The organism is Shewanella sp. KCT, from assembly GCF_007636505.1.
Taxonomy (GTDB): Bacteria; Pseudomonadota; Gammaproteobacteria; order Enterobacterales; family Shewanellaceae; genus Shewanella; species Shewanella halotolerans.
The window spans coordinates 14,034-37,745 of the sequence record NZ_LVDJ01000013.1; the positions used below are offsets into that span (position 1 = coordinate 14,034).

Consider the following 23,712-nt stretch of genomic DNA (forward strand, 5'->3'; position numbering starts at 1 on the left):
CTGACAACGTCAAAATAATGACTTGGTGGTGCTGCTTTTTTATGCTATCAATAACCATTACCCCAAATCCTAGCGAAAAAATATAACTACTTGTGATTGGCGGAACCATGTTTAGGGATAAAACAGACCAGCATTCACCCCGTGAAGTTGGGCGTTTATATAAAAGGATATCTCGCTTAAAGAGCCTGGCTCGGAAGTACAAGCGTTCTGAGATCGTCCAAAATACGCTATTGGATATCTCCAATCTTGCCGCTCAAGTCGAGCGCGCCGAAGACTTCTACGCTGGAATCCAAACCAATCTCAATCGCCTGCTCCCCGCAGACAACTTCTTCATCGCCATCCTCAACAGAGAAACCAACAAATTAGGCGTGCCTTTCTTCGTCGATGAGAAGGACCAGCACCCAAGCCAGCTTTACCCCAGTGAAGAGTTGTCTACCACGCTCAACAGCGGCCTCACCGGCTATGTGCTGCGCAGTCAGCAACCTCTGCTGTGTGATGACGACAAGTTTGAGCAGCTGCTCGCCAGCGGCGAGATAGTCAGTCGGGGATCCAGCTGCCACCAGTGGCTAGGGGTCCCAATTTTCAGCAGCGATCAGACCATAGGGGTGATCGCCGTGCAGAGCTACGATGCCAATATCACCTATGGCGAGATAGAGGTCGAGCTGATGACCTTCATCAGCCAACATATCTCGGGCGTTATCGAGCGGGTGCAGTACCAACACAATCTCGAGGCCGCAATTGAGCACAGAACCAAGGAGCTGAGCGTCGCCTACGATAAGCTCAAGCAGGAGGTCACCGAGCGGCGACGGGCGGAAAACCTGCAGAAGTCGCTGTTTGAGATAGCCGAGCTATCCAATGCGACCATAGACCACCAGAGCTTCTATCGCGAGCTACACAGGGTGATCAGCCACCTGCTACCCGCCAATAACTGTTATATCGCCCTGCTGGAAGACAATGGCCGTGAGCTGCATTTTCCCTTTTATGTCTCTCAGCTCAACGTAGGCGCGCCGCAAAGGCGCCCTCTGGCCGATGGTCTGACAGAGTTTATTCTCAAGCATAAGCGCCCTTTGCTGCTTGATGGCAGCGACATCAAGGCGCTGATCAAGGCGGGGCAGCTCTACGCCAAGGCGCCGCAGCTCAATTATGCCGAGACCATACATCAGTGGATAGGTGTGCCCCTGTTTATCCAGGGCATAGTCAAGGGCGCGCTCACCATCTACAGCTTTACCCCGTCGCAGACCTACCAGGAGAAAGATCTGGATCTGCTCACCTTCGTCTCGCAGCATATCGCCGCGGCGATCGAGCGTAAGCTCTCGGCGGAGTCCCTGAAACAGAGCTATGAACAGCTGGAAGAGAAAGTCGCCCAGCGCACCCGTGCCCTGGCGATGCTCAACCAGGATCTCGAAAAGGAGATCGCCCAGCGCCGCAAGGTCGAGCAGCAGCTGGTGCACGATGCCAGCCACGACACCCTGACCGGCCTGCCCAATCGAGCCATGTTCATGGAGCGCTTGGCCCAAGCGGTGAAACATGTCAGGCGCCACGCCAGAGACAGGTTTGCCCTGCTGTTTATCGACCTCGACCGCTTTAAGCTGATCAACGATACCCTGGGCCATCTCCAGGGTGACCGTTTCCTGATCGAGACCGCCCGTCGCCTCAACCTCTGCATCAGGAGCAACGACACCTTAGGGCGTATCGGCGGCGATGAGTTTGTGATCCTGCTAGACAGCATCAACACCAATAGCGACGCCATCGAGGTGGCCGAGCGCATCTTAGGCGAGCTGAGCGAGCCCTACCAGCTATCGAATCAGAGCTTCACCTCGGGCGCCAGTATCGGTATCGCCTTCAGCGGCCACAGCAGCGGTGACACCAGCGAGTCGCTGTTGAAGGATGCCGATGCAGCCATGTACCAGGCCAAGTCCAACGGCAAGGGCTGCTTCGTCATCTTCGATCACAGCACCAGCCATCAGCAGAGCCATGACATCACCCTGGAGATAGAGCTCAGGGAGGCGATCGCTAAGCAAGAGTTGGCGCTGCAATATTTCCCCGTGATGGCCTTGGCGACCCAAGAGATTCTCGCCCTGGAACCCAGGCTTTACTGGCAGCATGAGCAGCTGGGCAAGATCAAACAGGAGCAGCTCAGCAATATCGCCGAGCACTGCAACCTGACCAAAGAGCTGGATCTCTACCTCTTCGACCAGCTCAACAGCGACTACGACAAGGTGATGCAGCAGGTCGACAGCAAGGTGCAGCTGCACATCAAACTCGCCAGTCAGCACCTGAAACATAAACATGCGGTGCGCAAGCTGAAGAATCGCATTAAGCAGAGTTACTATAAAGCTGCCGATATCTGGGTATTCTTCAACGAGAAGGCCTTTGTCGCCGACAGCGACAGCCATATTCAGGCCTTCGACCTCCTGGCTAAACAGGCCATCAACTTAGGCCTGTGCGCCTACGGTAGCGCCCACACGGCACTGAGCAGCCTAAGCTTCCTGCCCTTGAGTGGCCTGAAGCTAGACCCTAGCTATATCAGTCATCTGAATAATCCGCAGCAGAAACGCCTGCTTAAGGCGCATCAGCTGACCGCCTCGGCGCTCGAGTTGACGCTATTTGTGGAAGGGGTTAAGACAGATCTGCATAGGCAGCAGCTGGTCAGCCTAGGCTTCGAACAGGGTCAGGGCCAGGCCCTAGGTGAATCTATCGATCCCAGCAAGCTGCCTGAGCCAAGCCGGTCTCGCAGCGGCAGCATCTCTGCCTAGGCAGAGATGCCCACTTAGGCTAGCACAATTACTTCTTCAGCATATCCCGTATGTTGGCGATGTTCGCCCGGCCGGACTGCACTCTTTGCTGCTCAGACTGAGGCGGTTTGCGGTTTTCCCAAATCAAGTCGTCTTGAGGCAGCTCCATCAGGAAGCGGCTGGGCTCACAGCGCATCACCTCGCCAAACTGGCGCCGCTCACGGCAGATCATGAACCACAGCTCCCTCTGTGCCCGGGTGATCCCCACATAGGCCAGGCGGCGCTCCTCCTCGACGTTGTCTTCATCTATGCTGGTCTGGTGCGGCAAGATGCGCTCCTCCACCCCCACCATGAAGACATAGGGAAACTCCAGCCCCTTAGAGGCATGCAGCGTCATGAGTTGCACCTGATCGCCGGCCTCGTCCTCGCTGTTACGCTCCATCATGTCTCTCAAAGTCAGACGGGTCACCACTTCCGGCAACGTCATCCCTTCGTCCAGTTCATCGCCCTCTAACATCTCGGTCACCCAGCGATAGAGCTCGGAGATGTTCTTCATCCGCATCTCGGCGGCCTTTGCACTGGTACTGGTCTCGTACAGATAGTCTTCGTAGTTGATGTGGCGGATCAGCTGCTTCACCGCCTCAACCGGTTCACCGCGAGTCGCCGCCTCGCCGGTATCGACGATAAACTTACCAAACTGATACAGGGCCGACATGGCCGCCGGCGGCAGATGGTGATTAAGCTCGCTCTGGAATATCGCCTCAAACATGGAGATATGCTGCTCGTTGGCATAGTTACCCAGGCGCTCAAGGGTTGCAGGGCCGATGCCGCGTTTAGGCAGGTTAACCACCCGCAGAAAGGCGTTATCATCGTCGGGGTTCACCACCAGACGCAGGTAGGCCATGATGTCTTTAATTTCGGCGCGGCCGAAGAAAGAGGTGCCGCCGCTGAGCTTATAGGGGATGCGGTTGGTCATCAGGGCGCGCTCCAGCAGGCGCGACTGATGATTGCCCCGATAGAGGATGGCATAGTCGCCAAACTGGGTCTTGCCGACAAACTTGTGGCGGATCATCTCGGCCACCACACGCTCGGCCTCCTGCTCCTCGTTGGCGGCGATCAGCACCCGCAGCGGCTCACCATAGGCCAACTCGCTGAACAGCGACTTGTCGTAGACGTGGGGGTTATTGGCAATCAATATGTTGGCCGCCCGCAAAATACGCTGACTGGAGCGGTAGTTCTGTTCGAGTTTAATCAACTTAAGATTGGGAAAGTCCTTCCCCAAAAGCACCAGGTTTTGCGGCTTGGCCCCACGCCAGGAGTAGATAGATTGATCGTCATCCCCTACCACGGTAAAGCGGGCACGCTCGCCCACCAGCAGTTTAACCAACTCATACTGGCTGGTGTTGGTATCCTGATACTCATCCACCAGCAGGTATTGGATCCGTTTCTGCCAGCGCTCGCGTACCTCCTGCTTGTGCCGCAGCAACAGGGTGGGCAGCAGGATAAGATCGTCGAAATCCAGCGCGTTATAGGCCTTCATATGCTGAGCATAACGCTGGTAGAGCAAGGCAAATAACTGTGACTGCTCGTCTCTGGCGGTTTTGATGGCGCCGTCTGGCGTCATCAGGTCGCCCTTCCAGTTGGAGATGGCCGTCATCAGCATGCGCAGCAGATCTTTATCGCCGTCAAACTCCTTCTCGGTCAGCTCTTTCAGCAGCGCCAGGGTATCCTGATCATCAAACAGGGAGAAGCCGGGCTTGAGGCCCACCACCTTATATTCGCGCTTGATGATCTCAAGCCCCAGGGTGTGGAAGGTCGAGATCCACAGCCCTCTGGCCTCCTTGCGTCCCATCGACTGGGCCACACGCTCCTTCATCTCCCGCGCCGCCTTATTGGTAAAGGTCACAGCGGCGATATTGCGCGCCTGATAACCACACTTCTGTACCAGATAGGCAATTTTATTGATGATCACACGCGTCTTACCACTGCCCGCGCCGGCAAGTACCAGACAGGGACCAGAGACATAGTGTACAGCATCATTTTGACCGGGATTGAGCTTCATTGACTAACGGCTACCAACTAGAGAATTCGTGAGATCGGCCAGGGATCATACCAGAATCTTCGCCATAGCTCAGACAAAAATATCTAGGCTTTGCCTTGAGCTTAACCGCAGGTAACCAGCCTGCCTCTGACGTGAGCCTGCCCTCAACCTGGTGTCTGGTGACCGGTTTTTAGTTGTCATCCCAGTAGGCTTAGGTACAATTCGGGCATAGCATTAAATGGCCAATGGCGGACAGAAAAGATGATTAACCCCAAAAAGATCGAAGAAGTAGCTAAGCAGCTAAGCGATAACCTCCCCAGCGGGCTTAAGCAGTTTGCCGGTGAGTTTGAAGAGAAGAGCAAACAGGTACTGCAAAACCAGCTGATGAAGCTAGATCTTGTCTCGCGCGAAGAGTTCGATGTGCAGCAACACGTGCTGTTGAAGACCCGCGAGAAGCTCGAAGCCCTGCAGGCTCAGGTCGATGCCCTGGAAGCCAAACTCAGACAGCAAGACGAGGCTTAAGCCGCACTAAGCCGTGTAGGTGTCGTCCATCCATGAAAAAGAGCGCTCGGCGCTCTTTTTTTGTTACCTCTTCTGCTCTCCTATCACCTCTTACAACATCTGCAATTGCCCCCGTTTTGCCACAATTGGTCATCGCTATGCCAGCCTGTTTGGCGCGACTTGTGGTGTAATGGCGTAATACACCCAGGCCGTCATTGAGAGGGATTTTTATGTTAAGTCGGTTACCCCTGGCCAACAGCCCACTGAGCAAGAAACTGATCTTCATCGCCATCCTTACCCTGGTAGCGATGATCCCCTTGGGTCTCATCGAGAGCCTCACCTCAGACAGGCAGCATCTGTACCACGGCGTGGTCAACGAGATAGGCCGCTCCTGGGGCGAGCAGCAGACCATTGCCGGACCTGCGCTGGTGATCCCCTACACCTATGAGGTAGTGCAGGAGAGCATCAGCGACACGGGCAAGATGACCAAGGCCAGGCACACCTACGACAGCGAACTCGTGGTGTTGCCGGAGCAGCTCAACCTCGCCGTCTCGCTCAAACATAGCTTCCTCTCCCGCGGCATCTTCCGCTCTCTGGTCTATCAGTCTCAGGTCACAGGCTCGGCGCAGTTTCGCCTCGAAGCCTACTCCTTACCCAAGCTAGTTAGCCTGCACCCCGACCAGGCTAGGCTGGTGTTTGGCATCTCCGCCAACCAGGCCATCGACAAGATCAACCGTTTCGCCGCCAAGGCCGACCAGCAAGCGGCCGCGCCGCAAAGACTCATGCCCGGCACCAGACTGGAGCAGCTCAGGGGGCTCGACCGCGGCTTTCATCAGCCGATCGCCCTGAGTCCCGACAGTGAGCAACTCACGGTCAACTTCGACATCAGCCTACGGGGCTCTCAAGGTATCTCAGTGCTGCCCATAGGACAGCAGACTGAGGTTACTCTGTCGGCGGACTGGCCGCATCCAAGCTTTCACGGCCTGCTACCGACCGAGCGACAGATCACCGCCCAGGGCTTCAGCGCCCAGTGGGACGTGAGCCACCTGACCCGCAACTACCCTCAAGTCTTTACCAAGACCCAGGAGGTCAATCTGCAGGAGATCGCAGCCCAGGCCACCCTGTTTGAACCCGTGACCCACTACGGCAAGATAGAGCGTGCGGTCAAATATGGTCTGCTGTTTATCATGCTCACCAGCATCATGCTGCTGATCTTCGAGCTGGGGCAACAACAAGTCTTGAGTTCGATTCAGTATCTGCTGGTCGCCAGCGCCATGGCACTCTTCTATCTGCTGTTGCTCTCCCTGTCGGAGCATATCAGCTTCGGCTATGCCTACCTGCTGGCGGCATCTGTGCCACTAGTGTCTGTCTCGGCCTATATTGCCAGCGTGACCGCCAGCCGCAGGCGCGGCGCCTTCATGGCCATCATCTTGCTGGCGCTCTACAGCGTGCTCTACTCCATCCTGAAGTTGGAAGATTATGCGCTGCTGATGGGATCTGGCCTGCTGATGATGGTGCTGCTGATCCTCATGTACCTGACTCGTCACCAGATCGAAGCGCCTTCAACCCCGCAGCAAGAATAAATAACACCTCAGGCGCTGGCCAGACTAGCCAGCGCCGCCTAAGCGGGTTAGCCTAGCGCTTTTCAATAACCGTATTTTTCAAACAGGAAGTTTTAAAAGCACACCTATGAGATCGAATCCTCCCGCCAATCCCTATTTTTCCGTGGTGCTACTCTGGAGCGGTCTGACGCTGATCCCCGCCGCGATCTACTTAGGCGGACTAAGCCTGTTTCCCTGGCTCGAGCTCAGTTCCCTCAATGCACTGCTACTCTACGGCCTAACCAGCTCGGGCACGGCGCCCTATGGCGTACTTACCGTGCTGGCCCTGCTGCTCGCCTGTTATTGGTTGCTGCCACGCAAACAGCTTGCGTCACTGCTGTTTAGCGTCGGCCTCGCCATGGGGCTCAGCCTGGGGCTAAATCACTTTCTCAAGCCTTATTTCGGCCATCCCAGACCCAATGTGCAATTCTTGGCAGAGAACCAAGGGCTCTCACTTAGTGGCTTTTATCAGGCCAGTCAGCCGACGCGACGGGCATTGATGGCACTGGAGGTTGCCAAGCTATCACAGGAGATCAAGCTACCACAAGAGACCAAGCTATCCCTCTCCCCCAAGATAGCTCAGCACTGGCAAGATGAGGTGGGCTACTCTTTTCCCTCGGGCCACACTCTGTTTGCGGTGACCCTCGCCCTAGTCGTCAGCTATTTTTTGTTGGCGGCGCAAAGGTTTTTATTCGCCGCTCTGTTATGCTTATGGGCGCTGGCCATGGGGTTTAGCCGCATGTTACTGGGCATGCACTGGCCTCAGGATGTCTTGGTGGCATCCTTGCTCGGCGGCCTTATTGCCCTGCTCGCCTTGCTGATCACCGAGAAATGGCGCGCCATCGGCCAAGGCTAATGCCTAACTGGGCTAACGTTTTACTGGGCTAACGTTTTACTGAGCTAATGTTTTACTGAAATAAGATTTTACTTCCACAAGGGTTTACTCTTACCCGGCGACTGACATGACAAGACTACAACTCGACAAGACCGACATTCAGATCCTCAAGTTACTGCAGGCCCAGGGACGCATGGCCAATCAAGATCTGGCTGCAAGCGTCGGCCTGTCGCCCTCCCCTTGCTCGCGCCGGGTCAAGGCGATGGAGGAGGCGGGCATCATCGCCGGTTACGCCGCCTTAGTCGATGCCCCCTACTTTCAGTTAACCCTGACCGCCTACGTGCAGGTGCGCCTGGAAAAACATACCCAAGCGATACTCGATGCGTTCGAGCAGGCCATCGACGGCTATGACGAGGTACTCGAATGCGCCCTGCTGACAGGCAGCGACGCCGATTACCAGCTCAAGGTCCTAGTCAGAGACATGGATGCCTTCAAACACTTCCTGCTGGAGAAGCTCACCAGCAATCCACATATCGCAGGCATACGCTCAAGCTTCGTGCTCAAACAGGTCAAGAGCCGTACCGCCATTCCCCTGCCGGAACTCGGCATTCAAGACGATAAAGCTTGATAAATCACACAAATTCTCATTTTTTCAGCCGCGCAATCCTATCGCGTCGACGCCTGCCTCAATGCGACCATCGCAATAATTTCGCCAATAAAGCCTAGTGGCGAAATTAGTTTCCAATAAATAGCCACATGACGCGATAACAACAAAGACTTAACCTTAAACTACGCCATTTCCCACCCTTGACCAACTATAATAAAGGACTATGATGCGCCCTCTTTAACACTGAGGTAGGGATAGATGAGCGCAAAAGATTTAGGGCATTTCAGCTCACGCATAGGCTTTATCATGGCGGCGGCAGGCTCGGCCGTCGGCGTCGGTAACATCTGGGGATTTCCCACTCAGGCGGCAACCCATGGCGGAGGCGCCTTCCTCTTGGTGTATCTGGTACTCATCTTCCTGCTGGGTTACCCCATGCTGGTCGCCGAACTCATGATTGGCCGCCACGGCCAGACCAACCCTGCCGATGCCATGGCCAAGCTCGGCAGCAGCAAGCTGAGTCGCAACCTGGGCAAGACCATAGGCTTCGCCTCCATCATTACCGCCACCCTGATCTGCACCTTCTACAGCATCCTATCTGGCTGGTTTGTCAGCTTCACCCTGGCGCCGATGGCCAGGCTAGTGGGAATGCAAGATATTGCCCTCTGGCTAACAAGTTTCTCGCTGGAGCGTAATCTGCTCTTTACCCTAATCTTTATCCTCATGGTGGTCTTAGTGATCCGCCAGGGGGTACAGCAGGGGATCGAAGCCTGGTCCAAGCGGCTCATGCCGCTGCTGTTGGCAATCTTGATATTGGGCGTGGCCTATATTCTGACTCAACCCGGTGCGAGCCAGGGGCTAAGCGTCCTGCTGGTGCCAGATTTCGGCCGCATTTGGGAACCTCAAGTGCTCATAGGCGCCTTGGGCCAGACCTTCTTCTCGCTCACAGTGGGGACGGGCGCCATGATGGTCTACGGCGCCTACCTGAACCGACAGGAAAACCTGGCCAAGCTGACCGCCTATGTGACACTCACCGACACCAGCGTCGCCTTCCTCGCCGCCCTGATGATCATACCCGCCATGTATGTAGCCCAGCATAACGGCGTTCAGATCTTCGCTGCCGATGGCAGCCTGCTCAATGCAGATACCTTGGTGTTCACCGTACTGCCGGCGCTGTTCGGTAGCTTGGGCGGCTTAGCTGGGCAGCTGATCAGCATCGTCTTCTTCATCCTGATGACCATAGCTGGACTGACATCGGCCATCTCGATCGTGGAGGTGCCCACCAGCTATATGGTAGAGAAGACAGAGATTCAGCGTCACAGCGCCACCTATCTGGTGGGCGGCGGTATCGCCCTGCTGGCGACTATCATGGTGTTTAATTTCGATGCCCTATTCGCTCTTGTGATCACCCTGACCACGGAGCGCGCCCAGCCCTTTATCGCCCTAGGCATAGCCCTGTACACTGGCTGGATATGGCATAGAAACAGCCTGCTCAAGGCTATCGCTGCCCAGGAAGGCGCCAAGCTCGACGGCCTCTTCTGGCGCATCTGGCCTGTGTACGTTAAATATGTCTGCCCAGTGCTGATCCTCGCCATCATATTGCAGCTGCTGACCGCCTGAGGCTTAGTGATTATCTCGGTCTGAGGTGAGCATAAAAAGTCGATTAAAAGCTCAGATACACAAAAGCCTAGTCATAGGAATATGACTAGGCTTTCTATTTGGGCAACCACCAATGGCTGGGGGCTAGCCCTAAGTGTATTGCTTGATGATCATCTCGACCACGGTTTGGGTGATCTCATCTAGCTTGGCCTGGCTCGGCAGAGGCTCTCCCTGGATCAACTGGGGCCAGAAGCAGTAGGCCTTGATCACCGCGGTAAACTGAACCACCAAGATCTCGCTATCCTTGGCCTTTAACGCACCGGCGGCGATCGCCTGATTGAACCAGTTCGCCAGTGGCGACTCCTGCTTACTAAACTCCGACATGGCATCTTGGATCAGCTCTGGCTTGTGGATCGCCTCGGCAATAATCACCCTGGCCGTATCGATAAACCCCTTAGCACTTAACAGCTTAATCTCGTGTTGCACCAATTGGGTCAACTGTGAGGCCAGACTCTCCTCGGCGCTGAAGGGTAGAGATTCGAAGGCGCACAGCATCTCCATCATCTCGAGCATGATGGCACTAAACAACGCCTCTTTACTGGGGAAATGGTTGTACACGGTGCGCTTGGACACATCGGCACGTTTGGCAATGTCATCCATACTCGCCAGGCTAAATCCCTTATTTTGAAACTCCACACTGGCTGCCTCGACGATAGCCGCGCGTTTCAGCTCCGAGCGGGTTAACTTTTTCTCTTTCATTTTAAACAACTTATTAGATTTACCTTGGCGAACTGCAATTATTTTACACTTATTAGTTTACTTTTTAAACTAAGATTATATAAACTACACTGACTAGTTTACATTTGGTGGCTGCGATGAAACGCAAATATCTCATCTCACTTGGCACCATACTCGGAGGCGGCATGCTGACATCTAACCTAATCAACTCCTCATCGGCGCCGCAAGCCCTGGCCTCTGGTGATGAACTTGCCAGCAGAGAGTCTGCCGCACACCACAGGTCAGATGGCGGCTTTCAAAATACCGCCGCCAATCTCACCGAGAACAGCGGTATAGGCGCCATCCTGATGCGCTACCTGACCGAGACGCGAGTCGATGCCAGCCCTTCCAAGGCAATCCCTTTGATGCCCCTGACCCGAGAAGGCATCGCCGCGCTGCCTGACGCTCAGGACAGCGTTATCCGTCTGGGTCACTCTAGCATCTTACTCAAGATAGCGGGCCAAACCTGGTTGATCGATCCCGTTTTTAGCGACCGTGCTTCGCCCTTTAGCTTTATCGGCCCTAAACGCTTCCACCAACCACCGATCGCCCTAGAGCAGCTTCCCGAGATCGACGGCGTGTTGATCAGCCACGACCATTACGATCACCTGGACGAAGAGAGCATCAAGCGACTCCACCACAAGGTGAAGCGCTTCATCGTCCCTCTGGGTGTGGAGCAACATCTGCTTCGCTGGGGCGTCGCCAGAGATAAGGTGCAACCGCTGGACTGGTGGCAGAGCGTAACGCTTGGCGAACTCAACATCACGGCAACGCCGACCCAGCACTTTTCCGGCCGGGGACTTTTCGACAAGAATCAGACCCTCTGGGCCAGCTATGTCATTCAATCTGACAGGAGCAAGCTGTACTTCAGCGGCGACTCGGGCTACTTCGACGGCTTCAAGGCCATAGGCGAGCGGTTCGGCCCCTTCGATCTCACCATGATAGAGACGGGCGCCTATGACAAAGACTGGCCCAGCATCCATATGACGCCGGAGCAGAGCCTGCAGGCCCACCTGGATCTGGGTGGACGTCAGATGATGCCGATCCACAACGGTACCTTCGACCTGGCCTTTCACAGCTGGTACGAGCCGCTGGAGCGCATCGCCGCCCTGGCCGCCGATGCAAACACACAGCTCATCACGCCAATCGTGGGACAGGTATTGGATATTCACAACGCGCCCGAAAGCATCGCCTGGTGGCGGGAGGAACAGCTCAACTTAGCACTAAACGAATAATCTTCTGCCCTTGAGGCTCACCACTCGCTTGGCATCAAGGACCGGTTTTTCCTCTGCGATTCGAGATGCTAGAATGGCGACAATAAAAATTTAACCATCAAAATTGTTTTAGGGATTGAAACATAGTGAAAAAATTTTTTGTCGCCATCATTCTATTTGTGGCCTTTATCCTCTATTGGCAGACGCGTGACAGTTCGATCATCGTCCCTACTCAAGCAGTCGATACACCCAATGCCCCTATCGATAAATCCGCTAATGTGGCACTTGACACTGCAAGCCGTTCAAAAGCAATCGCTGAGCTAAATTACGCCGATTGCCGTAATACCCTTCAATCTGCCAAGGATCTCAAGCAAAAATGGGCTGGAGAGCAAGATTGGGATCAACGACTCGAGCAAGGCTACTCCATAGACGACATTACCCTGGCTATGGCTCACTATCTCAATGCAAACTTTGTAGGCAGCTGGCGAGCCAAACAGCTCAAACATAATTCTCAGCTAAGCCAGGTTAATCGCAGCCTAGGCGAGCAGGTAAAGGCGCTGATACCTGACTTGCCGAGTTTCGTTCGCGTAGAAAAAGCTGTTCCGCAGCCACAACTCGCAAACATAACAGAGTTAAAACAAGATGAGGCTCTAGCCCTACTTGAGTCCACAGAGATTTCAATCGATGATCTAAATTGGCTACTGAAACAAGAGAGCTTACCTCAAACCCTCTTGCTACATGCACTCAATCAAATCGAAGATGTCAACGCTTTGCTCGGCTACGGTATTACTCAGAATGAAACCTTACATCTTATCGATACCGCAGCCTTTCATGGTCGCAATCAAGTGGTCTCGGCCCTACTGAACAAAGGTAGCCAATTGACGAATGATCCCTATCTGGGCACGACCATGGAATATGCCCTTGCAGGCCTCGATGATCGATTCCAAATGAACAAACTCAGCGATGATGAAGTCTTTAAGCACCAGATAGAGATCATCAGACTCCTGCAGTCACAGGGGAGCCCGGCAAACTTCATCTCGAACACAGAACAGAGTGTTAAAGGATTCTTCCCAAGCCACTTTTACAGTTTCGACGCCCAGCAAATCGCTTTCCTACAGCAAACTCACGATTTAGCCTTGGCCCAGATCCTCCCGAAGCAGGGCCTCAAGTTCGATAAACAGAGCGCCTTAATGCAAGCTCTCGAGAAAGAGCTCGCAGAGCAGTTAACAACTATTGCTTCAGAGTCCGAGCGCAACCAATGTAAGAAAATTGTGACTCGAGTCGATCAAGAGTGGCAACCTCGGGATCTCAACTTTTTCACCACTAAGCTCTCTGATGAGGGGAAAACTGTCACCAGAGAAGCCCTCAATGAAATCGATCCTATCCTGGCAGACTGTTCTTCAAAGGTTGCACCAAATACATTTGGGGTAAGTTACCTTCACGATAGAGAGTTAGAAAAAAAGGTTTACGGTTTCGCTCGTGAGAATAAGATCTCTGAAGCCATAAGAGTGTTAGAAGAGGCGCACCTTAATGAAGCGGAATATCGCCATTTCTTCTATCAACTGCTAGGTTACGACCCCACTTATTTTGTACCTTTACAGACCAGTCGCCTGCATCAGGAAAGGCTCTCTTATTCGCTGTTATACGACGTCACCAAGAGTAAAATGGTCGACGTTATTGCCCAGGGTATAGATATCGACGAGCTCGATTATTCAGGTAAGAGCCTGCTCGACATAGCGATTACAAAAGAAGATCTTCAACTGCTTAATTATCTCATCTCGCAGCACATTCTTTACCCCGAAAGAGTGGTTGGACGGGATCCTTTATATCTCTTGTTAGACACGAGTGATCATAGGTTCAATCCGGATCAACTCATGACCTATTTACCGCTTATCATGTCACTCGAACCGCCAATTCAGCCAGCACATATCAGGTTAATGGCGCTTTTACGGTTAAAATACACAAAATTGTATGCTGACATGACCGAGCTATACCCCCAATTAATCGCACCGGAAGACACGCAACTACCACCGGCAATCTGCTTATATTATTAACCCTGCGTAAAACAGTGAAAAGGCGCCCAACCGGGCGCCTTTGATTCACATTCGATTGACTTGCTATAGCTGTTAACTCACCTCACTTGCTACTCATGAAAGTCGACTTTCACCTTCTTAGCATCTTGCTGCAACTCGGCAGGTTTTGGCACATGAATGGCGAGCACGCCCTTCTTGTACTTGGCGGTGATCTGGTCGGCATCGATGTTGAAGCCTAATGGGATCTGCCGCTGGAACGAGCCAAATGAGCGCTCTCTCAGGTGATAGCCTTTCTCGTCTTTCTCCTGCTCATGACGCTTCTCACCGCTGATGGTGAGGTAATTACCGCGGATGTCGACGTCGATGTCCTTCTCTTCCATATCGGGCAATTCAGCCTTGATCTCGACATATTCGGCACATTCTTTGACATCAATGGCAGGCATCACGCCCAGCTCGGTGCGAGTGTTAGGCCAAGTGGTTAACCAGTCTTTAGCAAAGTCATCGAATACATTGTCTAGCCGCGAATGCAGAGCGGTTCGCGGATCATCTTTATGAAAGATTGAGGGGAAGAAAGATCGCATAACAAGCTCCTTTGTTGGTTGAATCTCCAAAAGGCAAGATTCAGAGGATTTACGAACAGCCCGAAGCGCAAGCCCTCCGGGCTCCTTACTTTAATTTTAGTCCCTTAGTCCCACATTTTACGAACCGCAAGGCACAATCTAGCGCGAGGTTAATCCAGATCAAATCAAGGTGAAAAATTCCAGATCTTGGCAGTGTTCAGGCACAGAATATGCCCTTGTGGCCATGTAAAAACGCCTACTGAGCAAGGCAAAACAAAGGCAATATTATTATGAGGTTATAGCGGTTTTAACTGCGCCTGAGTCGGCCACATTTTTAAAGACAGCGGGGAGAGACTTAGGTATGCTCTGAACGACACTATCTATCGAAAGGAATCGTTCATGGACACTGCATCCATCGACAGCGCGCCAGCGCCGACACCAACAACACAGGCGCCTGCCCAAGCTAGCCCACAAGTGCCCGCTATGGAGCAAGAGTTTAAACACTCGGGCCTGGGCATCGCCGCCTTTATCCTGAGTATCATCGCAACCCTGTTAATCTTCGGCATAGTCACAGTGGCTGGGGTCATGGAGGCAACCACACCCGGTGGCATAGATGAGACATCTCCCGAGGCGATCGTCGTCGGCATGCTGATCTTTGCCTTCATCGGTCTGGCCTTGGTGGCCCTGGGGCTGGGAATTGGCGGCCTGGTGCAGAAACAACGCAAGAAGATCTTCGCCATACTGGGCACCATTTTCTCCTCGGTCGCCATTCTGGCCACCCTGGCACTCATCGGCTATGGCACCACGATAGACTAAATCAAAGGCTTTCCCTCTAAACAGGGAGGCGATAACAACAAAAAAGGGGCCTAAGCCCCTTTTTTAGATTTGCAGCTGGTTTAACGTAGCACTTCCTCTAACGCTCTTAGGCATAGGGCGACATTCTCGCGCCGCGCCCCGAAGCCCATCAGGCCGATACGCCAGGCCTTACCGGCCAGGGCGCCCAGACCGGCACCTATCTCCAGGTTATAGTTTTCGAGCAGTTGCTTACGCACCGCGCCATCGTCTACTCCCTCAGGAATATAAACTGCGTTGAGCTGTGGCAGACGCGAGCCCTCCGCAACCACAAACTCTAAACCTAAGTTTTCTAAGCCGTCACGCAGCAAGCCATGCATAACCTGATGGCGCGCCCAAGCGTTTTCCAGCCCCTCTTCGGCCAGCAGGCGTAACGACTCATGCAAGGCATACAGGGCATTGACCGGCGCCGTATGGTGATAGCTACGCTTACCGCCCGCCCCCTGATCGCCACTCCAGTAACCCATTACCAGGCTCTGATCCAGGAACCAGCTCGGCACCGGCGTCTTACGCGCCTTGAGCTTTTCTACCGCTGCCGGTGAGAAAGAGACAGGCGAGAGGCCCGGCACACAGGAGAGGCACTTCTGGCTACCCGAGTAGATGGCATCTATGCCCCACTCATCAACCTTGAGCTCCACGCCACCGAGGGAAGTCACCGCATCGACAATCGACAGACAATCATGGGCTTTGGCCAGCTCACACAAGCCCTTAGCATCCGACAGCGCCCCGGTTGAGGTCTCGGCATGCACGAAGGCGAGAAACTTGGCATCGGGATGGGCCTTAAGCGCCGCCTCGACATCGCTCAGTGATACCGGCGTGCCCCACTCGTTGTCCACCACCACGGCAATCGCGCCGACACGCTCGACATTCTGGCGCATACGCTCGCCAAATACGCCGTTACGGCAGACGATCACCTTCTCGCCCGGCTCAACCAGGTTGACGAAACAGGTTTCCATACCGGCGCTGCCTGGGGCTGATACCGCCAGCGTCATAGCATTTTCGGTCTGGAACGCATATTGGATCAGTGCTTTAAGCTCATCCATCATGCCGACAAACAGGGGATCCAGGTGGCCTATGGTCGGCCTTGCCTGCGCCGCCAAAACCTCGGGATAGACATCCGACGGGCCCGGGCCCATCAAGACTCGGCGTGGGGGATTAAAAGGGGTAACTTTGGGTGCTGCTAACATCTCATATCCTCTATCAAGCCTTAGCTTGAGAAGTTAGGGTTAAGGCTAACTGTCGTTTTGTTTTGATGACGAAGGCTTTACGCCCCATCATCACCCTACGGATGAACAGTTACTTTCGTGCCATAATACCAATCGTAGTAAATAACTGATCATGCTAGCTTGTTAAAACGTCCGATAACGGCGTTACTATTTTTGATTGTAGAATAACTACTTATCGAAAAATTCTGCCTTGTTCTCGACCGTTTTTCCTGTGCTATTTCTGATCACTTACTTACCGTGATTGGTATAACTGGCATCTTATTGCTTTGAATCTGTTGCAAGATAACATAAAAAAAGGCGCCATCGCGCCCCTTTAACATTAAAGTTTGTCTCCGCTCGCGAAAGCAAAAAACATTAGTCGCGATTATCCAAAAACAGCTTATAGGCCGGGCTCTGGGTCTCTTCTTGATAGACGAAGCCCAGCTCGGTAAGAAACTGCTGGAAGGCGACGCTATCGCTCTCGGGCACCTCGAAACCGGCCAGCACCCGGCCATAGGCGGCACCATGGTTGCGGTAGTGAAACAGGCTGATGTTCCACTTGCTGCGCAGGGTGGTGAGAAACTTAAACAGGGCGCCGGGATGCTCGGGAAACTCGAAGCTAAACAGACGCTCCTGCAGCGGCTCTGGCGGCAGGCCGCCGACCATGTAGCGCACGTGCAGCTTGGCCGTCTCGTCGTGAGACAAATCCTGCACCTCGAAGCCATCGCCCTCGAGCCGCGCCACTATCTCGTCCAGCTCCGCCTGGCCATGAGACAGGCGAATACCGGCAAACACCACCGCCTTTTCACGGCTGGAAAAGCGGTAGTTAAACTCTGTCATGGCGCGCTTTTCCAGCAGCTCACAGAAGCGCAGGAAGATTCCCGGACGCTCCGGCACTTTCACCGCCAGAATCGCCTCCTTCTGTTCACCCAGTTCGCAGCGCTCGGACACATAACGCAGGCTATGGAAGTTGACGTTGGCGCCGCTGAGAATCGCCGCCACCTTCTGCCCCTTGCCCTCGTCGCCGATATATTTCTTTAGCCCCGCCAGAGAGAGCGCGCCCGCCGGTTCGGCGATGGCGCGGGTGTCCTCGAAGATATCTTTGACCGCGGCGCAGATCTCATCTGAGGTTACTGTCACCACCTGATCCACATACTCGCGGGCCAACCTGAAAGGCTCGGCGCCTATCTGCTTCACCGCCACGCCGTCGGCAAACAGGCCCACCTGAGACAGCACCACCCGCTCGTCGGCTTCCAGTGCCGCCTTGAGGCAGGCAGAGTCTTCTGGCTCGACGCCGATGATCTTCACCTGGGGCATCACCGCCTTATAATATGCCGCGATACCGGCGATCAGGCCGCCACCGCCCACGGGCACGAACACCACCTCGAGATCCCGCTGCTGCTGCAGCATCTCTTGAGCGACCGTGCCTTGCCCGGCGATCACCGCCTCATCGTCGAATGGCGCCACATAGATGCGTCCCTCTTCGCGGGCGAGCTGCTGGGCATGCTCATTGGCCATGTCGAAGGACTGGCCATGCAGCACTACGGTGCCGCCGAGGCGACGCACCGCATCCACCTTGATATCCGGCGTGGTCTGGGGCATGACGATCACCGCACTGACACCACGCGCCGAGGCCGACATGGCTACCCCCTGAGCATGGTTTCCCGCCGAGGCGCACACCACGCCCCGTTGACACTCCTCCTGACTCAGCTCGGCGATGCGATTGTAGGCGCCACGCAGCTTAAAGGAGTGTACCGGCTGCATATCTTCACGCTTGAGAAATACCTGACACCCGAGGCGCGCCGACAGCTTATTGAGGCTAGAGAGCGGCGTCACCTTGGCAACATCATAAACCGACGACAGCAAGATCTTCTGCAGATAATAGTGGGCGAGATCCAGCTGAGACTGAGAGGCAAGGGCCAACATACTAATCCTCCAGCTTACTGGCGTCGCGCACCGCGCCCTTATCGGCACTGGTGGCGAGCATGGCATAGGCTTTCAGCGCCAGCGACACGCTGCGCTCACGATTGACCGGCTTCCAGGCCTGCTTACCACGGGCCTGCATGGCTTGACGACGAGTCTCAAGCTCTTCTTCGCTCACTGCCAAAGTGATTGACCTTGCAGGAATATCGATCTCGATGCGATCGCCGGTTTCCACTAGAGCAATGGTGCCACCGGCTGCCGCCTCGGGCGACACATGGCCAATCGACAACCCTGAGGTACCGCCGGAGAAGCGCCCGTCGGTGATAAGCGCACAAGAGGTACCCAGCCCCTTAGATTTAAGGTAACTGGTGGGATAGAGCATCTCCTGCATACCCGGGCCCCCTTTAGGGCCTTCGTAACGGATCACGACTACATCACCGGCAACCACCTCGCCGCCTAAGATGCCGGCCACGGCATCGTCCTGGCTCTCATACACACGGGCATGGCCCACAAAGGTATGGTTGGCTTCATCGACCCCGGCGGTCTTGACGATACAACCATCGGCAGCAATGTTACCCGACAATACCGCCAGGCCGCCCTCTTGGCTGAAGGCAAACTCACGGGTGCGGATACAGCCTTCCTGGCGATCCACATCCAGGCTCGGCCAGCGACAGCTCTGGCTGAAGGCCTTAGTGGTGGGGATGCCCGCTGGACCGGCGGCATAAAACTGCTGCACCGCCTCATCCTGGGTCTGAACCAGGTCATACTGGGCCAACACCGCCTTGAGACTCTCGCCCGCCACATGGCTGACATCCGTATGCAGCAGGCCTGCTCTGTCCAGCTCACCTAAGATGCCCATCACACCACCGGCGCGGTGCACATCTTCCATATGATATTTAGGGGTCGACGGCGCCACCTTACACAGATGTGGCACCTGGCGGGACAGGCGGTCGATATCGGCCATGGTAAAATCTACCTTGGCCTCTTGGGCCGCAGCCAGCAAGTGCAATACGGTATTCGACGAGCCGCCCATGGCGATATCCAGTGCCATGGCATTCTCGAATGCCTTGAAGCTGGCAATATTGCGTGGCAGCACCGACTCGTCATCATCGTGGTAGTAACGGTTAGCCAGCGCCATCACCCGGCGACCGGCCTCAAGGAAGAGCTCACGGCGATCGCTGTGGGTCGCCAGCAAAGAGCCATTGCCCGGCAGTGACAAACCTAAGGCCTCGGTCAGGCAGTTCATCGAGTTGGCGGTAAACATGCCCGAGCAAGAGCCACAAGTGGGGCAGGCGCTACGCTCTATCTTCTCGCTGTCTTCGTCCGAGACGCGATCGTCGGCCGCCGCCACCATGGCATCCACCAGATCCAGTTTTATCAGCTTGTCCGACAGCTTGGTCTTACCCGCCTCCATGGGGCCACCGGAGACAAACACCACGGGGATGTTGAGCCGCAGCGCCGCCATCAGCATGCCAGGGGTGATCTTGTCACAGTTGGAGATACACACCAGGGCATCGGCGCAGTGGGCATTGACCATATACTCGACGCTGTCGGCGATCAGCTCCCGCGATGGCAGGGAGTAGAGCATGCCGCCGTGGCCCATGGCGATGCCATCATCCACGGCAATAGTATTGAATTCTTTGGCGATACCGCCCGCCTCTTCGATGGCACCGGCCACCAGCGAGCCCATATCCTTAAGATGCACGTGTCCCGGCACAAACTGGGTAAAGGAGTTGGCAATGGCGACAATCGGCTTACCAAAATCACTGTCTTTTACCCCGGTCGCCCGCCAAAGGGCGCGGGCCCCGGCCATGTTGCGCCCTTGAGTACTGGTAGCTGAACGTAGTTTTGCCATGACACTTTCCTTCTATTGCGTTGGCGGCCTGGCCACCTGAGCTAAATTGGAGCCTCGGCGGCAAATCCACCGCCGAGGTTTTAATCTTATCTTAAAACTTGCATACGAGAGGTTAAAGCGGCTCTAACCAGCCCCACTTATCCTGGGTCTCTCCATTAAACAGGCCGAAGAAGCTCGCCTGCAAGGCCTGAGTTACCGGGCCGCGGCCACCGGCGCCCACCTCGATACGATCGACGCTGCGCACCGGCACTATCTCGGCGGCGGTTCCCGTCATAAAGATCTCGTCTGCCAGATAGAGAAACTCGCGCGACATAGGCTCTTCGACTACCTCATAACCCAGGTCTCTCGCCAGGGTGATGATGGTATCTCGGGTGATCCCCAGCAGAATGGCTGCGGTGGCAGGCGGGGTATAGAGCTTGTTCTTTTTGACCACAAACAGGTTGGCACCGGCGCCTTCGCTCACCAGGCCGTTGACGTCCAGGGCGATCCCCTCATCGAAGCCGTTACGCTTGGCCTCGGTGGAGATCTGTAAAGAAGATAGATAGTTACCGCCCGCCTTGGCACCGGTAGGAATGGTATTCGGCGCCAAACGATTCCAGGAGGTCACGGCCACATCGACGCCGCGCTCCATGCTGCCCTCACCTAGGTAGGCGCCCCAAGGGAAGGCAGCCACCATGAGATCGCACTGCGCATCCTTAGGCGGGGTGATCCCCATGCCTACGTCGCCGAAAAACACCAGGGGACGAATGTAGGCCGCGTCGAGCTTGTTGCTCTTTACTATGTCGCGGCAGGCCTGCATGGTCTGCTCGAAACTATAGGGCACAGGCATGCGATAGATCTTGGCCGAGTCATACAGGCGCTGCACATGGTCGGTTAGGCGAAATCCCGCCGGTCCCTGTGGCGTGTCGTAGACGCGGATCCCCTCGAACACCGAGGTGCCGTAATGCAAGGCGTGCGACATCACGTGTACCTTGGCATCCCCCCAAGGCATGATCTCTCCATTAAACCAAATCAACTCTGCTGTTTTTGCGGCCATCTTCTCTCACCTATCTGTTTCGCGTCTTAGGCGCTTGCGTGTTGGGGGTATCTTGTCGCGGCGGGCTTGGCTGAAAGGACCTCGCACTCGGTGACATCGATCAATTTATTCAGCTGATGGCTCAGAAGCTCGAGCGCGCGCTCGCTCTCCACCACCATGCCGAGCCGGGTGGTACCATTGTCACCCAGGTGCATATCCATCTCGGTGACCTTAAATCCACGGTGACGTGTGACTCGCAGGACACGTTCTACCACCTCGGGTTGCTGGGCTAGGGTTAAGGCTAGGTTATAGATCATGTCTGCTTCTCCATCTCATCCATCATGTCGCGGTTACTGGCGCCGGGCGGCACCAAAGGCCAAACGTTGTGGGCCTCGTCGATTCTTACGTGCAGTAAGAAGGGCCCCTTTGCATCGAGCATCTCATCGAGCGCCGACTCCACCTCACCCGCCTGGGTGATGGTGCGCCCCGGGATGTCGAAGGCCGAGGCCATGGTGACAAAGTCCGGGTTGTCGGAAAGGTCTGTCTCGCTGAAACGTTCTTCGAAAAACAGCTGTTGCCACTGCTTCACCATCCCCAGTTTCTGGTTATCGATCAGCAGGATCTTGAGCGGGATCTGACGTCGCTTGATGGTGGTCAGCTCCTGTACATTCATCATGAAAGAACCATCGCCGGAGACGGCCACCACACAGGCGTCGGGTCTGGCAACCTTGGCACCGATCGCCGCCGGCAAACCAAACCCCATGGTGCCCAGGCCTGCGCTGGAGAGATGATCTTCCGGGCGTCTGAACCACATATGCTGGGCAACCCACATCTGATGCTGACCCACGTCGCAGGCCACCACGCTGTCCTCGGGCAATTTAGCCGCCAGACTGTTGAGCAGCTTAGGCGCGAAGATCAGTTCACCGGGTCTGTCATAGCTCCAGGCATGCTGGGCTTTCAATGTGGCCACCTCGGTAAGCCAAGGGGCTATCTCCAGCGGCTGCGCCAACGCAGGCAAGATCTCACGCAGATCCCCGGCGATGGCCACATCCGGGCGTCTAAGCTTACCTAGCTCGGCGATATCGATATCCAGGTGCACCACCTTGGCATGCTCGGCGAAGCTGGCCAGACGGCCGGTGACCCTGTCGTCGAAACGGGCGCCGACCACCAGCAGCAGGTCGCACTCCTGCACCGCCAGGTTGGCCGCCTTACCGCCGTGCATGCCTAACATGCCAAGATAACCCGGATGGTCATGGGCTATGCTGCCCAGACCCTTGAGGGTCGCCACCGAGGGCATGCCGCTCTGTTTGATAAAGTCCCGCAGCTGCTCGACCGCGCCTGCCATACCGACACCGCCGCCCACGTAGAGCATGGGGCGCTGTGCCTGAGCAATCAGATTCTTAGCAGACTCGAGCAGGCTAGGGTCGACTTGGGGTTCAGGCTGTATCGCCTGGAGTGGCGCCTTGTAGTCCAGCAGGGCGATCTGGATATCTTTGGGTATGTCCACCAGCACAGGGCCGGGGCGGCCGGAGGCGGCAATTTCGAAGGCGCGGTACAGGGTAGGCACCAGCTCCTCGACATCTGTCACCATGAAGCTGTGTTTGGTGCAGGAGAGCGACATGCCCAGCACGTCGATCTCCTGAAAGGCATCTGTGCCGATCACCGCGGTAGACACCTGGCCCGTGATGGCAACCAGAGGCACAGAATCGAGCAGGGCATCGGCCAGGGCGGTCACCAGGTTGGTCGCCCCTGGGCCCGAGGTGGCGAAGCAGACACCCGTCTTGCCGCTGGCTCTTGCATACCCTACGGCGGCGAAGGCGGCGCCCTGTTCATGACGACTAAGCAGATGTTCAACCGGCGCACCAACCAGGGCATCGTAGATGGGCATGATGGCACCACCTGGATAACCAAATACCGTGGTCACGCCGTGCGCGGCCAATGCCTTGATGACGGCGTCTGCGCCTCTGATCTTCTGCCCTTGTTCCATCTGCCCTATCCTGCGTAATTAAGTGTTTTTCTGGGTTAAGCAAGTCATGAGTGCTAAAAACAAAAAACCCCCGGTCCTTTCGGAGCGGGGGTTCTTGTTGCAATCTTGACCTGATTAGGTGTGTCGACGCGCCATGCGATGCCCCCGCTGTGATTTAATAATCACTACGGTAATAATCTCAATAATGAGGAGGGCAGCTTGGTTAAACATGGTGTTTTTCAGTTTCCTAATCTTTGTTTGCTTAAATTCTGTATCTCGGTCGACTCAATTTAGCCGACCTTTTAATCAATACCACAAAGCCAACGAATAACACAACCAAAACCTGCGACTATCTGTAAAAAGCCTGTTCACAGGCGTCTCAGGCAGCGCTAGCAA

18 protein-coding genes are annotated in these 23,712 nt (G+C 55.3%); 9 read left to right on the top strand and 9 right to left on the bottom strand.

Going from position 1 to position 23,712, the window contains the following annotated elements; genetic code table 11:
• Positions 1-107 precede the first annotated feature (107 nt).
• Positions 108-2,756: a diguanylate cyclase domain-containing protein gene (locus AYI87_RS16685; protein WP_144203837.1), complete on the top strand. Its 2,649-nt coding sequence runs from the start codon at positions 108-110 to the stop codon at positions 2,754-2,756.
• Between the two features lie 28 nt (positions 2,757-2,784).
• Here the strand turns inward: AYI87_RS16685 and rep are convergent, their stop codons facing one another.
• Positions 2,785-4,797, bottom strand: coding sequence for a DNA helicase Rep (rep, locus tag AYI87_RS16690; RefSeq protein WP_144203838.1), 2,013 nt, complete (start codon positions 4,795-4,797; stop codon positions 2,785-2,787).
• 240 nt (positions 4,798-5,037) lie between these two features.
• Between rep and ubiK the strand changes: the two genes are divergently transcribed.
• The 5 genes from ubiK (at position 5,038) to AYI87_RS16715 (ending at position 9,937) form a co-directional block, all read left to right on the top strand.
• Positions 5,038-5,298 (top strand): ubiquinone biosynthesis accessory factor UbiK, encoded by a 261-nt coding sequence (gene ubiK, locus AYI87_RS16695; protein ID WP_011864110.1) that lies wholly within the window; start codon positions 5,038-5,040, stop codon positions 5,296-5,298.
• A gap of 209 nt (positions 5,299-5,507) precedes the next feature.
• Entirely contained in the window at positions 5,508-6,860 is a 1,353-nt protein-coding gene (creD, locus tag AYI87_RS16700; RefSeq protein ID WP_144203839.1) for a cell envelope integrity protein CreD, read from the top strand.
• 106 nt (positions 6,861-6,966) lie between these two features.
• Positions 6,967-7,734 carry a phosphatase PAP2 family protein gene (locus tag AYI87_RS16705; protein WP_144203840.1) on the top strand — a complete coding sequence of 256 codons (768 nt, stop codon included), beginning with the start codon at positions 6,967-6,969 and terminating at the stop codon, positions 7,732-7,734.
• 106 nt (positions 7,735-7,840) lie between these two features.
• The gene (locus tag AYI87_RS16710; protein WP_144203841.1) at positions 7,841-8,341 is read left to right on the top strand and encodes an Lrp/AsnC family transcriptional regulator; all 501 of its coding nucleotides are present in this window, start codon (positions 7,841-7,843) and stop codon (positions 8,339-8,341) included.
• 237 nt (positions 8,342-8,578) lie between these two features.
• Complete coding sequence (locus AYI87_RS16715) at positions 8,579-9,937, top strand: sodium-dependent transporter (RefSeq protein WP_144203842.1); 1,359 nt, start codon at positions 8,579-8,581, stop codon at positions 9,935-9,937.
• A 129-nt stretch (positions 9,938-10,066) separates the two neighbouring features.
• On the opposite strand, the gene AYI87_RS16720 is transcribed toward AYI87_RS16715, so the two are convergent.
• Positions 10,067-10,675, bottom strand: coding sequence for a TetR/AcrR family transcriptional regulator (locus AYI87_RS16720; protein ID WP_144203843.1), 609 nt, complete (start codon positions 10,673-10,675; stop codon positions 10,067-10,069).
• Between the two features lie 116 nt (positions 10,676-10,791).
• Between AYI87_RS16720 and AYI87_RS16725 the strand changes: the two genes are divergently transcribed.
• Positions 10,792-11,928 (top strand): MBL fold metallo-hydrolase, encoded by a 1,137-nt coding sequence (locus AYI87_RS16725; protein ID WP_260865163.1) that lies wholly within the window; start codon positions 10,792-10,794, stop codon positions 11,926-11,928.
• Between the two features lie 125 nt (positions 11,929-12,053).
• A complete protein-coding gene (locus AYI87_RS16730; RefSeq protein WP_144203844.1) occupies positions 12,054-13,961 on the top strand; it encodes a hypothetical protein in 1,908 nt (635 codons plus the stop codon).
• A gap of 89 nt (positions 13,962-14,050) precedes the next feature.
• Here the strand turns inward: AYI87_RS16730 and AYI87_RS16735 are convergent, their stop codons facing one another.
• Entirely contained in the window at positions 14,051-14,521 is a 471-nt protein-coding gene (locus tag AYI87_RS16735; protein WP_144203845.1) for an Hsp20/alpha crystallin family protein, read from the bottom strand.
• Between the two features lie 378 nt (positions 14,522-14,899).
• On the opposite strand from AYI87_RS16735, the gene AYI87_RS16740 reads away from it, so the two are divergent.
• Positions 14,900-15,316, top strand: coding sequence for a hypothetical protein (locus AYI87_RS16740; protein ID WP_144203846.1), 417 nt, complete (start codon positions 14,900-14,902; stop codon positions 15,314-15,316).
• An 80-nt stretch (positions 15,317-15,396) separates the two neighbouring features.
• Here the strand turns inward: AYI87_RS16740 and AYI87_RS16745 are convergent, their stop codons facing one another.
• The 6 genes from AYI87_RS16745 to ilvG all read right to left on the bottom strand — a co-directional run bounded on the left by AYI87_RS16745 (position 15,397) and on the right by ilvG (position 23,337).
• Positions 15,397-16,539: a pyridoxal-phosphate-dependent aminotransferase family protein gene (locus tag AYI87_RS16745; protein WP_144203847.1), complete on the bottom strand. Its 1,143-nt coding sequence runs from the start codon at positions 16,537-16,539 to the stop codon at positions 15,397-15,399.
• 393 nt (positions 16,540-16,932) lie between these two features.
• Positions 16,933-18,483, bottom strand: a complete 1,551-nt coding sequence (gene ilvA / locus AYI87_RS16750; protein ID WP_144203848.1) for a threonine ammonia-lyase, biosynthetic — start codon at positions 18,481-18,483, stop codon at positions 16,933-16,935.
• Position 18,484: 1 nt separating this feature from the next.
• Positions 18,485-20,335 carry a dihydroxy-acid dehydratase gene (gene ilvD, locus AYI87_RS16755; protein WP_144203849.1) on the bottom strand — a complete coding sequence of 617 codons (1,851 nt, stop codon included), beginning with the start codon at positions 20,333-20,335 and terminating at the stop codon, positions 18,485-18,487.
• A gap of 112 nt (positions 20,336-20,447) precedes the next feature.
• Complete coding sequence (locus tag AYI87_RS16760; RefSeq protein WP_144203850.1) at positions 20,448-21,371, bottom strand: branched-chain amino acid transaminase; 924 nt, start codon at positions 21,369-21,371, stop codon at positions 20,448-20,450.
• A gap of 26 nt (positions 21,372-21,397) precedes the next feature.
• Positions 21,398-21,667 (bottom strand): acetolactate synthase 2 small subunit, encoded by a 270-nt coding sequence (ilvM, locus tag AYI87_RS16765; RefSeq protein WP_144203851.1) that lies wholly within the window; start codon positions 21,665-21,667, stop codon positions 21,398-21,400.
• The gene (gene ilvG, locus AYI87_RS16770; RefSeq protein ID WP_144203852.1) at positions 21,664-23,337 is read right to left on the bottom strand and encodes an acetolactate synthase 2 catalytic subunit; all 1,674 of its coding nucleotides are present in this window, start codon (positions 23,335-23,337) and stop codon (positions 21,664-21,666) included. The genes ilvM and ilvG overlap by 4 nt, the downstream gene beginning before the upstream one ends.
• Positions 23,338-23,712: the final 375 nt, after the last annotated feature.

Excerpts from the sequence above, each read along its gene's own strand:
- AYI87_RS16685 (WP_144203837.1), top strand. The coding sequence starts at position 108 with ATGTTTAGGGATAAAACAGACCAGCATTCACCCCGTGAAGTTGGGCGT.
- rep (WP_144203838.1), bottom strand. The coding sequence starts at position 4,797 with ATGAAGCTCAATCCCGGTCAAAATGATGCTGTACACTATGTCTCTGGT.
- ubiK (WP_011864110.1), top strand. The coding sequence starts at position 5,038 with ATGATTAACCCCAAAAAGATCGAAGAAGTAGCTAAGCAGCTAAGCGAT.
- creD (WP_144203839.1), top strand. The coding sequence starts at position 5,508 with ATGTTAAGTCGGTTACCCCTGGCCAACAGCCCACTGAGCAAGAAACTG.
- AYI87_RS16705 (WP_144203840.1), top strand. The coding sequence starts at position 6,967 with ATGAGATCGAATCCTCCCGCCAATCCCTATTTTTCCGTGGTGCTACTC.
- AYI87_RS16710 (WP_144203841.1), top strand. The coding sequence starts at position 7,841 with ATGACAAGACTACAACTCGACAAGACCGACATTCAGATCCTCAAGTTA.
- AYI87_RS16715 (WP_144203842.1), top strand. The coding sequence starts at position 8,579 with ATGAGCGCAAAAGATTTAGGGCATTTCAGCTCACGCATAGGCTTTATC.
- AYI87_RS16720 (WP_144203843.1), bottom strand. The coding sequence starts at position 10,675 with ATGAAAGAGAAAAAGTTAACCCGCTCGGAGCTGAAACGCGCGGCTATC.
- AYI87_RS16725 (WP_260865163.1), top strand. The coding sequence starts at position 10,792 with ATGAAACGCAAATATCTCATCTCACTTGGCACCATACTCGGAGGCGGC.
- AYI87_RS16735 (WP_144203845.1), bottom strand. The coding sequence starts at position 14,521 with ATGCGATCTTTCTTCCCCTCAATCTTTCATAAAGATGATCCGCGAACC.
- AYI87_RS16740 (WP_144203846.1), top strand. The coding sequence starts at position 14,900 with ATGGACACTGCATCCATCGACAGCGCGCCAGCGCCGACACCAACAACA.
- AYI87_RS16745 (WP_144203847.1), bottom strand. The coding sequence starts at position 16,539 with ATGTTAGCAGCACCCAAAGTTACCCCTTTTAATCCCCCACGCCGAGTC.
- ilvA (WP_144203848.1), bottom strand. The coding sequence starts at position 18,483 with ATGTTGGCCCTTGCCTCTCAGTCTCAGCTGGATCTCGCCCACTATTAT.
- ilvD (WP_144203849.1), bottom strand. The coding sequence starts at position 20,335 with ATGGCAAAACTACGTTCAGCTACCAGTACTCAAGGGCGCAACATGGCC.
- AYI87_RS16760 (WP_144203850.1), bottom strand. The coding sequence starts at position 21,371 with ATGGCCGCAAAAACAGCAGAGTTGATTTGGTTTAATGGAGAGATCATG.
- ilvM (WP_144203851.1), bottom strand. The coding sequence starts at position 21,667 with ATGATCTATAACCTAGCCTTAACCCTAGCCCAGCAACCCGAGGTGGTA.
- ilvG (WP_144203852.1), bottom strand. The coding sequence starts at position 23,337 with ATGGAACAAGGGCAGAAGATCAGAGGCGCAGACGCCGTCATCAAGGCA.